Source organism: Streptosporangium subroseum (assembly GCF_900188345.1).
Lineage (GTDB): Bacteria > Actinomycetota > Actinomycetes > Streptosporangiales > Streptosporangiaceae > Streptosporangium > Streptosporangium subroseum.
The window spans coordinates 164,121-177,247 of record NZ_FZOD01000015.1; the positions used below are offsets into that span (position 1 = coordinate 164,121).

The 13,127-nt window shown below is 68.6% G+C and carries 13 protein-coding genes; 5 read left to right on the plus strand and 8 right to left on the minus strand.

The window, feature by feature from the left end:
• Positions 1–94 precede the first annotated feature (94 nt).
• Genes CHC08_RS17710 through CHC08_RS17720 form a run of 3 tightly spaced genes read right to left on the minus strand, consistent with a single transcriptional unit; the run spans position 95 to position 2,645 of the window.
• Entirely contained in the window at positions 95–502 is a 408-nt protein-coding gene (locus tag CHC08_RS17710; protein ID WP_218825348.1) for a cupin domain-containing protein, read from the minus strand.
• A 54-nt stretch (positions 503–556) separates the two neighbouring features.
• On the minus strand, positions 557–1,378 hold the full coding sequence (locus CHC08_RS17715) for a phosphoenolpyruvate hydrolase family protein (protein ID WP_089208396.1): 822 nt from the start codon (positions 1,376–1,378) through the stop codon (positions 557–559).
• A 46-nt stretch (positions 1,379–1,424) separates the two neighbouring features.
• Positions 1,425–2,645, minus strand: coding sequence for a Tm-1-like ATP-binding domain-containing protein (locus tag CHC08_RS17720; RefSeq protein WP_089208423.1), 1,221 nt, complete (start codon positions 2,643–2,645; stop codon positions 1,425–1,427).
• 199 nt (positions 2,646–2,844) lie between these two features.
• Here CHC08_RS17720 and CHC08_RS17725 point away from each other — a divergent pair, with 199 nt between their 5' ends.
• Positions 2,845–3,378, plus strand: a complete 534-nt coding sequence (locus tag CHC08_RS17725; protein ID WP_089208397.1) for a VOC family protein — start codon at positions 2,845–2,847, stop codon at positions 3,376–3,378.
• Between the two features lie 104 nt (positions 3,379–3,482).
• On the opposite strand, the gene CHC08_RS17730 is transcribed toward CHC08_RS17725, so the two are convergent.
• Positions 3,483–4,388 (minus strand): helix-turn-helix transcriptional regulator, encoded by a 906-nt coding sequence (locus CHC08_RS17730; RefSeq protein ID WP_089208398.1) that lies wholly within the window; start codon positions 4,386–4,388, stop codon positions 3,483–3,485.
• 496 nt (positions 4,389–4,884) lie between these two features.
• Here CHC08_RS17730 and CHC08_RS17735 point away from each other — a divergent pair, with 496 nt between their 5' ends.
• On the plus strand, positions 4,885–5,535 hold the full coding sequence (locus CHC08_RS17735) for an SDR family NAD(P)-dependent oxidoreductase (protein WP_179282091.1): 651 nt from the start codon (positions 4,885–4,887) through the stop codon (positions 5,533–5,535).
• Between the two features lie 98 nt (positions 5,536–5,633).
• A complete protein-coding gene (locus CHC08_RS17740; RefSeq protein ID WP_089208400.1) occupies positions 5,634–6,347 on the plus strand; it encodes a TetR/AcrR family transcriptional regulator in 714 nt (237 codons plus the stop codon).
• 171 nt (positions 6,348–6,518) lie between these two features.
• Here CHC08_RS17740 and CHC08_RS17745 read toward each other — a convergent pair whose 3' ends face one another.
• Complete coding sequence (locus tag CHC08_RS17745; RefSeq protein ID WP_089208401.1) at positions 6,519–7,442, minus strand: SDR family oxidoreductase; 924 nt, start codon at positions 7,440–7,442, stop codon at positions 6,519–6,521.
• A 458-nt stretch (positions 7,443–7,900) separates the two neighbouring features.
• Here CHC08_RS17745 and CHC08_RS17755 point away from each other — a divergent pair, with 458 nt between their 5' ends.
• Positions 7,901–8,533, plus strand: a complete 633-nt coding sequence (locus CHC08_RS17755) for a DsbA family oxidoreductase (protein WP_089208402.1) — start codon at positions 7,901–7,903, stop codon at positions 8,531–8,533.
• A 362-nt stretch (positions 8,534–8,895) separates the two neighbouring features.
• On the opposite strand, the gene CHC08_RS17760 is transcribed toward CHC08_RS17755, so the two are convergent.
• Complete coding sequence (locus CHC08_RS17760; protein ID WP_089208403.1) at positions 8,896–9,474, minus strand: TetR/AcrR family transcriptional regulator; 579 nt, start codon at positions 9,472–9,474, stop codon at positions 8,896–8,898.
• 83 nt (positions 9,475–9,557) lie between these two features.
• Between CHC08_RS17760 and CHC08_RS17765 the strand changes: the two genes are divergently transcribed.
• Entirely contained in the window at positions 9,558–10,517 is a 960-nt protein-coding gene (locus CHC08_RS17765) for an SDR family oxidoreductase (protein ID WP_089208404.1), read from the plus strand.
• A gap of 114 nt (positions 10,518–10,631) precedes the next feature.
• On the opposite strand, the gene CHC08_RS17770 is transcribed toward CHC08_RS17765, so the two are convergent.
• Both CHC08_RS17770 and CHC08_RS17775 read right to left on the minus strand, forming a co-directional pair.
• Positions 10,632–12,059 (minus strand): L-fucose/L-arabinose isomerase family protein, encoded by a 1,428-nt coding sequence (locus CHC08_RS17770; RefSeq protein ID WP_089208405.1) that lies wholly within the window; start codon positions 12,057–12,059, stop codon positions 10,632–10,634.
• Between the two features lie 124 nt (positions 12,060–12,183).
• Positions 12,184–13,127 (minus strand): apurinic/apyrimidinic endonuclease family protein (locus CHC08_RS17775; protein WP_089206293.1); only part of this gene is annotated, 944 nt, incomplete at its 5' end.

A 13,127-nucleotide genomic window follows, 5' to 3' on the forward strand; every position in this document is an offset into this window, starting at 1 on the left:
ATGGCCGAGCCGAATCCGGTCATCCGTCCCCGAGGACGAAACGGGCGATCGTCTCCCCCATTCTGATCGCCCGTCTGCCCGCCAACAAGAGCGATCAGGCCTGGCGCCACTCCGCCACGGTGCCGGCCTCATGCACGCGCAGGTCGGGTGCGCCCTCCAGCGCCTTCTCCTCACCACCGGGGGTGTAGGTGACGATCAGGCGCAGCGGACGCCAGGTCGCGTTGAAGGTCGAGTGGTAGGCGCCCGCGGGAATGTGCACGGTGTCGCCTTCCTTGATCGCGAACGGCTCGCCGTCGGCGACCGTCTGCACGGCCTCGCCGGAGATCACATAGAGGATCTCCTCCGCGTCCGGGTGATTGTGCCGGGCGTGCCCGCGGCCCGGGTTGACGATGACCTCGCCGAAGGTGCTGCCCGCTCCCTCGACGGTGGACGGGGTGACGAACCACTTGATGAACCCCCAGTCGAAGGCCATCGTGGGTACGGCGTCCGGGCTCACATGCACGACATCTCCTCGGAGCTTCACGGTTCGGATCCCCGGGGTCGGGGGATCGGTGATCTAGAACTTCAGTGACTTGAAGGCCCTGACCTGCTCGGTGATCGCGCGCTCCGTCGGCAGCCGCTCGACCGACGACGCCCCGAAGAAGCCCACGACGCCCTCGGTGTGTTCCAGGACGTAGCTCGCGTCCGGCGGCTCGGCGATCGGGCCGCCGTGGCAGAGGACGAGGATGTCGGGCCGGACGGCCACCGCGGCGTCGCGCATCGCCTGGACCCGTTCGACGGCCTCGTCCAGGGTCAGGGCGGTACCCGCGCCGATGCTGCCCGCGGTGGTCAGCCCGACGTGCGGGACCAGGACGTCGGCGCCCGCCTCCGCCATGTCCCGCGCCTGGCCGGGGTCGAAGACGTAGGGCGCGGTGACCAGGTCGCGCTCGTGCGCGAGCCGTACCATCTCGACCTCCAGGTCGTAGCCCATGCCGGTCTCCTCCAGGTTCTGGCGGAAGACCCCGTCGTACAGGCCGACGGTCGGGAAGTTCTGCACACCGGCGAAGCCCATGTCGGCCAGCTGGTCGAGGAACCTGGGCATCAGCCGGAACGGGTCGGTGCCGCACACCCCGGCGAGGACCGGGGTGTCGCGGACGACGGGAAGCACCTCCCCCGCCATCTCGACGACGATCTGGTTGGCGTCGCCGTACGGCAGCATCCCGGCGAGCGAGCCGCGGCCCGCCATCCGGTAGCGGCCCGAGTTGTAGATGATGATCAGATCCACGCCGCCGGCCTCGGCGCACTTGGCGGACAGGCCGGTGCCGGCGCCCGCCCCGATGACCGGTCTGCCCTCGGCGACGGTACGGCGGAGCCTGGCAAGAACGTCGTCGCGATTCATCGGGCGCCTCCTGAGGGGATCATCCGGGCGGAGAGGACTGCGCGGTTCATCCCGCGGCTCCAGAGGAGATCATCTGGTGCAGCCGGTCGGCCATCGCCCGGCCGAAGCCGGGGTCGTTGATGTGCAGGTCGAGCTCCTCCACCTGAACGGCGGAGCCTCGCAGGCCCTCGCACACGGCCTCGAAGCAGGCCTGGTCGGCCTCCGGGTCGTGGAACGCGAGTCCGGGGGAATCCAGCGCGGAGACTCCGCCGCGCGGGAGGAAGAGCGTGGTCGGGCCGGTCGCGCCGCACAGCTTCCCGGCCACCCGGCGGCCGAGCTCTCCCATCTCCTCCTCCGTGGTGCGCATCAGCGTCACGGTCGGATTGTGGATGTGGAACAGCCGCCCCTCGAAGCGCTCTGGCACGGTGTTCCGCGGACCGAAGTTGACCATGTCCAGCGCTCCGGGGGCGACCACCTGGGGCACGCCGCTCGCGCCCGCCGCGGTCAGCCTCCCGGGACCCGCCGACAGCACGCCGCCGACCAGGTCGTCGGCCAGTTCGGTGATGGTGAGGTCGAGCACTCCCGCGATCAGCCCGCTGTCGACCAGCGCCTCCAGCGCCTGCCCGCCGGATCCGGTGGCGTGGAAGACGAGAACCTCGTATCCGAGCTCCTCCAGGCGCTCCCTGGCGGCGTCGACCGCGAGCGTGGTCACGCCGAACATCGACGCGGCGACGAGCGGGCGGTCGTCGGCGTCGGCCGGGACCGCGACGTGCGCCATGCCCGCCACGGCGGCCGCGGCGTTGCCGAGGATGCGCCCGGAGACCCGGTTGATGCCCGCGATGTCGACGACGCTGTACATCAGCGTCACGTCCTTGGCCCCCACGTAGGGGGAGACGTCGCCGGAGGCCATGGTCGACACGATGACCTTGGGCAGGCCGATCGGCAGGTCCCTGACGGCTCGCCCCGCGATCGAGGACCCGCCGCTGCCGCCCACCGCGAGTACGGCGTCGAGACGACCCTCGGCGTACAGCTCGGCCAGGACCGCCGCGGCGCCCTCCCCCATCGCCGTGACCGCCGCGCCCCGGTCGCCGGCCGCGCGCAGCGCCTCGATGTCGGCTCCCCCGGCCTTGGCGACCCTGCCGTTGTCGATGTCGGCCGCCACCCGCGGCTCACCCACCCCCGCGTCGACCAGAACGACCTCGCAGCCGAGGTCGCGCAGGCGCTCACGGAGCCAGGCGTACTCCTGTCCCTTCGTGTCCAGCGTCCCTATCAGGCAGATCGTCGGCATCTCACGCCACACCCCTCTGCTCGAAGCCCTGTCCCGTCACGTTAACCGCGTTGATCGGCTTCGGGAACCCGGTGTACCGGACACGGGTGAAAAGCTGAATTCACGATTCGTTGCCCCGCGATCCAGATAATGTCCCAATGCTCCTAGAATGTCATTCTAAGATTGGCCGGTTCACCGGTCCGGAGCGCAAGGAGCCCACGTGCACGCCTCACCGGAACTCCCAGGACTCCCGAACCTTCGGGAACTCGGCGCCGTCTTCGACCACACCGCCGTCGCGGCACCGCGGATCAGGGATCTCCTGCCGATCTACCATGACCTGCTGGGCGGCGTCTTCCGCGGCGGCGGCGACAACCAGCTCGGCGGATTCCGTGCCATGCAGCTCACCTACCCGGGCGGCAGCAAGGTCGAGCTGATGGAGCCGCTCGCCGGATCCACCTTCTTCGACAGCTTCTTCGAGCTCACCCGCGGCCGGGGCGGCGTGCACCACCTCAACTTCCACGTGGACGACATCGATCTGGCGGTGTCCCTCCTCACCGAGCGCGGTTATCGCCTGCACGGCCTCAACCTCGGCGACCCGAGGTGGCGTGAGGTGTTCCTGCACCCCAAGGAGGCTCACGGCGTACTGATCCAGCTCGCCCAGCCCGGCCCGCGCGACGCCGAGCCCGTCCCCTCCCTCGACGCCGTCCTGGCGGGCAGGGGCCGCCGGGGCAACGGAATCCCCAGCCCCGCCTGATCCGGATCCGGAGCGACACCGGAGGCCCTGCGCCTCCCGCCCGCGCTGTCTTCACCCGCGCTGTCTTCACCCGCGCTGTTCCCGAGCCGGCCCAAGGCGCCGGCTCAGCCGCTCTGGTGGGGCCTGGCCGCGTCGGCGGCCGCCGTACCGGCCGCGTCCAGGGGCGTTTGAGCCGGTACGGCCCAGCTCGCCAGCAGGTTCATGGCCTCCTGCGAGGGAGAGCCGGGCTTGGCCGTGTAGATGAGCAGCACCTGCTCGGGGTCGATGGCCGTCAACAGCACTTCGTAGTCGAGCTCCATATCCCCGACGAGGGGGTGATGGAATCGTTTGGTGCCGAAGGCGCGCTCGACGACGTGGTGATCGGCCCACAGGCGGCGGAAGTCCTCGCTCTTCGCCCTCAGCTCGCTCACCACTTCGACGATACGACTGTCACGGGGGTGGCGGCCCGCGCACAACCGCATTATTCCAACGAGTTGGCGGGCGACGTCGTCCCAGTCGCGATACAGCACACGCGCGGACTCATCCAGGATGATCCAGCGCACCAGGTTGCGATGCGCGGGCGGCAGGGCGTCGAAGTCGGTCAGCAGCACCCGCCCCACACCGTTGCAGGCCAGCACGTCCATCCGGCGGTCCAGAACGAATGCGGGTTGCCCCGGCAGAGCGTTCATGAGCTGGTAGATGCCGCTGCGGACGCGCTGTCCCTCGGCCACCCGCCGGCGGGCGCACACGGGCTGTGGCCGAGCCAGGTCGAACAGATGCGCCCGCTCGGCGAAGTTCAGCCGCAACGCCGCGGCCACGGCCTCCAGCACGGATTCGGACGGAGTGATGCTCCGGCCCTGTTCCAGACGGGTGTAGTAGTCCGCGCTCACCCCTGCCAGATGCGCCAACTCCTCCCGGCGCAGGCCGGGAACCCGCCGATACGGCGAGGTCGCGGGCAGCCCGACCGACTCGGGCTTGATCTGAGCCCGCCGGTTACGCAGGAACTCTCCGAGTTCAGCGTTTTGGGTCATCATTCCATGGTGCTCCGCCCCTCTCCGGTCCGGTTCGCCCGGGGGGGTGTATCACACCTAGGCATCTACCTCCTAGGCCAAACTGGGCTCCCACCCGGGCTTCGAAAGACGTCAGAACCGGTGTTACTAGGTATATGGACTGGTCACAACGGTCGTTCTCCGCAAAACGATGCGTAACCCCATGAGAGCCGTGACCATCTCATGGGACCACCCGGCGCTCACCCTCCCCGATATGCCTGCGGCCGGGCCCGGATCTCTGGCCGGCATCACCGATGGCGGTCGAACCTGTCCGAGCTGGAGCGGGCGTTGACCGCGCCTGATCGGGATCGTCGCCGCCGGCGTCCTCGTGCTCATGGACGGGCTCGCCGTCATCCTGACCGCCGGTCGCCGACGGTCCGAGGCCGTCGGATGCCCATGGCGACGACAACCGCCGGATACTCCGGATCAGCAGAGCCCAGTGCGATCGATCAGGAGAACATCCAACAGGGAGAACACAGTGAAAACCTGGTTCATCACCGGTTGCTCCACCGGTTTCGGCCGTCAACTCGCCCAGGCCGTACTGGCTCACGGCCACAGAGTCGTCGTCGCCGCCCGTGACCCCGAGCAGGTCGTCGACATCGCACAGGAAGGCGGCCGGCGCGCGCTGGCACTGAAGCTCGACGTCACCGACCACGAGCAGGTGATCTCCACGATCGACCGGATCGTGGAGACCTTCGGCGACATCGATGTGCTGGTCAACAACTCCGGCATCGGCTGTTTCGCCGCGGTCGAACAGAGCGCCGACGATCAGGCCCCCCTCGGGGCGGAGCCGAACGTCTTCGGGTTGTCGGACAGGGCCCTGCTCATCGAACCCAGCGAGTTCTACATCGGCAAGATCTGCCGTTCGCAGGCGATCACGCCGGCGGACGAGATCGCCGACCAGGTGCCCCCGATGGATGCACGGCGGGCGGCCGTCCGCGAGGACACCGGCGAGGAGTGCGACGACCCCCAGCGCGCGGCCATGATGATCATCAGGGCCGCCGACGCCGACAACCCGCCATCCCGGCTGTCGTTCGGCCGTGACGCCTACGAGTTCACCCTCGTCAGGGTCGGCGAGCTTCGCAGAAAGCTCCAATCACAAAAACTGGAAAGCTTTTCCCAAAAGTAGAGCAGTTCATCCATCGAAAACCCATCTAAAACAGAATTCTAGAATCATGCGTCTACTCTTAGGGCGACTGGGACAACAACCCATCCCGAGAGGATGCGATGACACGCAAGCCCGGCGCCTGGGAGTGGAGCCGTACGGCACAGACCCGCAAGAGCATGCTCCAGGCCGCCCGAGAGGTCTTCACCGAGCACGGCTTCGCCGACGCGGGGGTGGCCGACGTCGTCGAACGCGCGGGCCTGAGCATCGGCAGTCTCTACCACCACTTCGGGGGCAAGACCGAGTTGTTCCTCGCGCTGTGGGAGAACCACCAGACCGAGTACGAGGAGAACGCGGCCGGGGCCGTGTCCAAGGCCCGCCAGTCGGGCGTCCAGGACCCTCTTGAGCTGTTCGTCGCCGGCGCCCGCGCCTTCCTTGAGGGTGCGTGGGAGCGCCGGGACCTCGCCCGGCTGTTCATGGACGGCGACGCGCCACCGGGGTTCGAGCTGATGCGCCGCACTCGGGGCCGCACGTGGGTCGGGCAGAACGCGATCCTGCTGGGAGCCGGGGTCTCCCCCCTCGACCGCCTGACCGTCGCCGTCCTGACGACGGTCATCGGCGAGGCGGGCCGTGAGGTCGCCACCTCCGACAGCAGGGAAGACGCCGAGCAGATCACCGAGGCGGCGATCGAGCTCATCCGCCGCCTGGACCCGCTCCGCGACCTCCCTCACCCGCCCCGAGACCCACGGAACCAGCCCGGGAACGCCTCGGAACCCGCCCAGAGCCGACGAAACCAGGCCGGGAACGCCTCGGAGCCCGCCCCGAGCCAAGGGTGACAGCGGCCACCGCGTCCTCCTTCTGAAACGCGGACCACGTCCTGCTTCTGAAACGCGGACCGCGTCATCCATCTGGAACGCGGACCAGGCCGTTCTTCTGTAACGCGGGCCGGACCGTTTCGATCTAGAGTCGTCGCAGCCGCAGTAGCCCTCAGCGGCCCCCAGCGGCCCTCAGGTGGCCTGCGACGGCCGCCTGCCGTTCTGCAGCGCGTTGGGCGCCGCCTTCCCGACCAGATCGGGGATCACCTGGCCGAGCTCGGCGGGATCCCAGCGGGATCCCTTGTCGACCTCCGGTCCCGCCTGCCAGCCCTCCGCCACACTGATCACACCGCCCCTGACGTTGAAGACCCTGCCGGTGATCTCCCTGGCCTCCTCGCTGGCCAGCCAGACGGCCAGCGGTGCCACGTTGTCGGCCTGGAAGGCGTTGAAGTCGGTGGAGACGGGCCGGGGCCTGCCGGACATCAGGTTCTCGGTCATCCGGGTGAGCGCGGTGGGGGCGAGCGCGTTGACGGTCACGCCGTACCTGGCCAACTCCTGGGAGGCGATGACGGTGAGCGAGGCGATGCCCGCCTTGGCCGCGCCGTAGTTGCCCTGCCCCGGATTGCCGTAGATGCCCGAGGAGGAGGTGGTGTTGATGATCCGCGCGTCGACGTCCGCCCCGCTCTTGAACCGCTCGCGCCAGTAGGCGGCGGCGTGCCGCATCGGGGCGAAGGTGCCGCGCAGATGGACCCGGATCACCGCGTCCCACTCGTCGATCGTCATGTTCACCAGCATCCGGTCACGCAGGATGCCGGCGTTGTTGACCAGGACGTCCAGCTCGCCGTAGTGGTCGATCGCCGCCTGGACGAGCCGTCCGGCACCGTCGAAGTCGGAGACGTCCTCGCCATTGGCGATGGCCTCCCCGCCCATCGCCCGGATCTCGTCGACGACCTCTCCGGCGGGTCCCTCCGACGAGCCCGTGCCGTCCACCTTCGCGCCGAGGTCGTTGACGACGACCCTGGCGCCCTGCCGGGCGAACTCCAGGGCGTGGCCGCGCCCGATGCCCCGGGCCGCCCCGGTGACGATGACCACCCGCCCCGACACGATGCCGCTCATGCGACCTCCCAATTTTAGAATAAAGTTCTAAATAGGAGCGTGTCGAAGATCCAGGCCGATGTCAACGCCCCTCTCCGGGAGCACCACCACGTGCGAGCCTGAGAACGTCAGTGAGCAGCGACCGAATTGTCAGTGGCTGCGGCGGGAGATGCCAGTCGGCCGCGACACGAAAGCGTCAGGGGGTCCCGGTCATGTTTCACGTCGGACGGCCCCACGGGCTACCCGGCGGATCGCCACAGGGCCTCCGCCGACGTCGAGGTCACCGCGCAGGTGTTCTTCCGGCTCGTCAGCGCCGCGGACGAGGATGCTCAGCTCAGCGATCTCGCGGCTCTGGTGAAAATCGCGGGACGCATGGCCAAATGCAACATGCCCGCCCAAGGCGGATTGTTCGACGTTTAGCCTCCCGGCGGGAGAGGGCATAGGCAAAACCAGTCTGAGATAGGACGGTGCTCATTTTGATGATCAAGGAACAGCCGAACCGCGACGAGGTCCCGTTCTGGTTCGATCCGCTGTGCCCCTGGGCGTGGATCACCTCGCGCTGGCTCCTGGAGGTCGAGCAGGTTCGGCCGGTGCGCGCCGACTGGCGGATCATGTCGCTGGCTTACCTGAACCTCGTCCAGCACGAGGGCAAGGGGCTCAGCGAGGACTACCTGGACCGGATGACGAAGGCATGGGGTCCGGTGCGGGTCTGCGCGGCAGCCGCTGAGCACGGTGGCCGCGACGTCCTCGGACCGCTGTACACCGCCATCGGCACCCGGCTTCACAACCAAGGACGTCGCGACGATCCCACCGTTATCACCGAAGCTCTCGCCGAGGCGGGCCTGCCCGATTCGCTGGCCGCAGCCGCCACAAGCACGGAGTTCGATCAGCTCATCAGGGACTCACACGACGAGGCGTTCAACGAGGTCGGCCTCGATGTCGGAACGCCCGTTCTCCGTATCGGCGGCACGGCCCTGTTCGGCCCCGTGATCACGCCGGCCCCCCGCGGTGAAGCCGCCGGACGACTCTGGGACGGCCTGGTCATGGTCGCCGGGACGGAAGGCTTCTTCGAGCTCAAGCGGAGCCGGAACAGCAAACCGTCCTTTGACTGAATGAGTGAACACCACAACTCGACCGACGTCGGCTGAGGCTACGACCGTCGAGGCTCCAAGAAGTTCGCGAGGCCTCACAATGTGCCGCCGGGCTGGTCCAGCGTGATCAACAGAATCCCCGAGCAGACGCAGGCGGCCCGGCCCACAGCTCCGCAGCGCACCGGCCGCGCCGAGGTGAGTGCGGCGCCGCCGCCGGCGGCGAAGGAGGCATCGGGCCTACGTGCGACATGGTCGCAGGCCCTTCCGTATCGCGGCGACGCCTCACCGTTGGCCGGAAGCCTGCAAGCGGTTCTTGCGTGCCACGTAGTAGACGTTCATGACGTCGCCGTCGAGCTGATCACCCGCGTCAACAACCCTTCGGGTCAAAACACGCCCTGACCGCCCGCGGTCACGGCCTTGAGTTCGTCCAGTGATTCCCGCATCAACCGCGACATCTCGCACTCCCCGTCCGCCGCGAGCCAGCGCTCGAAGCCGACTTTGAAGACGGCGACCCCCGCCTCGGCGGCCAGGCTCGCGGCCGGCTCCGTGACGCCGTGTCGGCGCAGGGCGTCGGCAAGCGTGGCCGAGATTGAGGCGAGCTTGAGCAGGTCGCGCTCCTGGAGCTCGGGGTTCGCCATGATCACAGCCTGTCGAGCACGCACGCAGTCGCGTTGGCCGGTGAGCATCCCGGAGATCGCATCAAGACCCACCGCCAGCGCGTCGATCGGCGCCACGGACTTCAGAGCGTCGGAGACCGACCGCACGAACAGCTCCTGAAACTCGCCGGAGGTGGCGAACAGCACCTCGCGCTTGTCGGCGTAGTGGTTGAAGAAGGTCCGTTCTGTGAGCCCGGCGCGTTTGGCGATCTCCGTCACGGTGGTCTGCTCGTATCCGCGCTCGCTGTAGAGCTCCAGCGCCGCCGTTGCCAGGCGCCCGCGCGCGTTCGGCTCCCATCTACCCATGGGTAGATCCTACGTGATTACAGCGACTGAAATCACCTGTTAGAGTCGATTGCAGTAACTGAAATCAAGTGTTGGGGTTTCTCATGCGTATCTTTGTGACCGGCGCGACCGGCTTCATCGGCTCCGCCCTCGTTCCCGAGCTCATCGAGGCGGGGCACCAGGTCGTCGGGCTCGCCCGCTCCGACGCCTCCGCCGCCGCGCTCACCGCCGCCGGCGCAGAGGCCGTCCTCGGCACCATCGACGACCTTGAGGTCCTGCGGGACACGGCCGCCGCGTCGGACGGAGTGATCCACCTCGCCTTCAAGGGCGACGTCGCGTTCTCCGGCGATTACCGGGGCGCCGCCGAGGCCGACCGCCGCGCCGTCGACGCCTTCGGCGATGCGCTCGCCGGCACCGACCGCCCCTTCGTCCTCGCCTCCGGCTTCATCGGTCTCCCGTCCGGGCGCGTGGTGACCGAGACGGACGTGCCCATGATCGACGACTCGCCCTTTCTGATCCGAACGGCCACCGCCCAGGCCGCGCTCACCTTCGCCTCCCGCGGCGTCCGCTCATCGGTGGTGCGGGTCTCTCCGACCGTCCACGGCGAGGGGGACTACGCCTGGGTGCCGGGCCTGATCGCCGCCGCCCGTACCAAGGGCGTCTCCGGCTACACCGGCGACGGCGCCAATCACTGGCCGGCAGTCCACCGCCTCGATATCGCGCGACTGTTCCGCCTGGCCGTCGAGAAGGCACCCGCCGCATCGGTGCTGCACGGCGCCGCCGAAGAGGGCGTCGCGATCCGCGACATCGCCGAGGTGATCGGCCGCCACCTCGACGTGCCGGTGACCTCCGTGGCCCCCGAGGCCGCGGCTGAGCACTTCACCTGGCTGAGCTCCTTCATCGGCCTCGACGTCCTGGTGTCGAACGCCCTGACCCGCGAGCTGCTCGACTGGCAGCCGACCCACCCCGGCCTCCTCGAAGACCTCGACAAGGGCCACTACTTCCACACCAACTCGACGGTCAACGAAGCGGATCGGCTCATCGCGCCCCTCACCGACCGCTGATCCGCTCGGCTGTGCGGAGGCGCCCGCTGGATCGGCCGGACATCCTCGTCGAGCGGGTCTGAGCGGGTCACCGACACGATCACCTGCTCAGGTGACCCGCTCAACGCCGGTTTCCTAGGGGCGCACCTCGATCATCTCGATGCCGAGCAGGTCGGCCACGGCGCGTAGTTCGGCGGCGCGGTGGCCGGTGCCCAGGGCCCAGTGGTGGGAGATGCCGGTCGCGCTCCAGGCGTCGGTCCAATCGCCGGGGTCGCAGCCGAAGTCCACTCGCGAGGTGGTGTTGCCGATCCGCAGATGCGGGCCGTCCACCGTGGCCCCCTCGGAGACGACAAAGGCGAACTTCCCGTCCTGCTTCTGCAACAGTCCGAGGGCGGTCACCGGGCCGTGTGTGACGTCGAACTCGACCGACACGCCCCAGCCGCGCTTGCCGTGGTAGACGCCCAGCCCGCGGAGCAGCGGCCGCTGCGAGCTGATCGCGAGGTGGGCGGGCCCGTCGTGGCCCATCTCGACGTGCCCCCGCAGGAAGTCCAGGGCCTGGAACTCGGTGAAGGAGCCTCCGGCGCCGAGCCGGTCCATGATGAGCATGGCCAGGGAGGTGCGCAGTTCGTACTCTCCCGCCGCGGGTATCCCCCTGGCGGTCAGCAGGGACGCGCCGAGGATCATGCCGGCGCCGAGCCGCTCGTGGATCTCACCGTCGAGGCCCCGGTGGTAGTAGGCCAGGCTGTCGAGAGCGAAGTCGTCGACGAGCCGGTCCAGGCCGACCGAGACGCGGGCGGCCCAGGAGAAGTCGTCGTCGTTGACCGTGTCGGCCAGCTCGAAGACGTCGCGTGCGAGGTCGGTGCGCTCCTTGACCTCGGCGTCGGTCACCTTCTCCACCCGTACGCGGAGGTCGTCGAACTCCAGCACCTCGACGTGGCCGCCGAGATTGACCGGGATGAGGGTCAGGTCGGTGGCCACGTCCAGCATGCCGGGGTAGAGGTGGCCCATCAGTCCGTGCCGCCCCCGCTGGAGGGTGGCTCGCACCCCGGCCGCCTTGACCCAGCGCCCGATCTTGGCCCAGGCCCGCTCGTCCTCCAGGTAGCCCGACACCGACCGGAAGGGGATGCCGGCCCTGATGAAGGTGTTGGCCATCTCCGGCAGCGGGCAGGCGCCGCAGTAGGCCAGCCACTGGCCGGTGTCGAAGGTCTCGTGGTCCATCGACTCGGTCGGCTGCAGGTTGATCAGCAGCACCGGCGCGCCGCTGCGCTGCGCGACGGGGAGCAGCATGGTCGCGGTCATGTACGTCGTCAGGAAGCCGACGATGATGTCGCAGCCGGCCGCGCGGAGCTTCTCCGCCGCCACGGCGCCCTCCTGGGCGTCGGAGATGAAACCGACGTCGACGACGTCGCAACCGAGCTCGCGCATCCGCTCCGACACCCGCTCGGAGGAGCGCTGGAGCTGCGGCAGCAGATCCGGGAACTGCGGCCAGTAGGCTCCGAGGCCTCCCGCGACCAGCCCCACCTTGGTCCGGGGGGCGTCGATCCGGTTAAGGGCGGTGGTCATCTGCTGTCCTCTCTCGTCCCTGCGGGCCTCGTCTCCGCAGGTCCCGTCTCCATGGGTCCCATCTCTGCGGGCCTCGCCTCTACGAACTTCGTCTCTACGTGCTTCGCCTCTGCGGGCCTACTCATCAGGCGCCCCAGCCGGCGGGGGCGCCGCCGACCCGCTCATCACGAACCCGCTCGAAATACCCCGACCGCCCATACGCCGCCATCGGATCGGGATCCAACCCCATCTCACCGCGCACCTGCCCCAGCAACGGCCGCACATCGGTGTTATACGCATCCATCACCACCGCATTGGCCCCCAGCACATCCCCCGCCGCCTGCGCCACCGCCAACGCACCCCGATCCACCAGCAACGCCTTCGCCGTGGCCTCCTGCACATTCATCACCGACCGAATCTGCCCCGCGATCTTCGGCTCGATGTTGTGACACTGATCCAACATGAACGCCACATTCGCGTCCGCCTCCAACCCACCCCCACCGATCACCTCGAACATGATCCGAAACAACTGAAACGGATCCGCGGCCCCCACCATCAGATCGTCATCGGCATAAAACCGCGAGTTGAAGTCAAACCCCCCCAGCTTGCCCTCCCGCAGCAAAAACGCCACGATGAACTCGATATTCACCCCCGGCGCATGATGCCCGGTATCCACCACCACCTGCGCCCGCTCCCCCAACCGCAGGCAATGCGCATACGCCGTCCCCCAGTCCGGCACATCACTGACATAAAACGCCGGCTCAAACAACTTGTACTCCAGCAAAAACCGCTGATGCTCCCCCAGCCGGGCATACACCCGCTCCAGCGCCGTCGCCAGCCGATCCTGCCGGGAGCGGATGTCGTCTTGCCCCGGATAGTTGGTGCCATCGGAAAACCACAGCTTCAACGTTGATGAGCCGGTGGCGTCCATGATGTCCACGCACTCCAGCAGATGATCGATCGCCCGGGCCCGCACCCGCGGATCCGGGTTGGTCACGCTGCCCAGCATGTAGGCGTCGTCTTGGAACACGTTGGAGTTGATCGCCCCGATTCCCACCCCCAGCTCCGCCGCCCGCGCCGCCAGCGCGG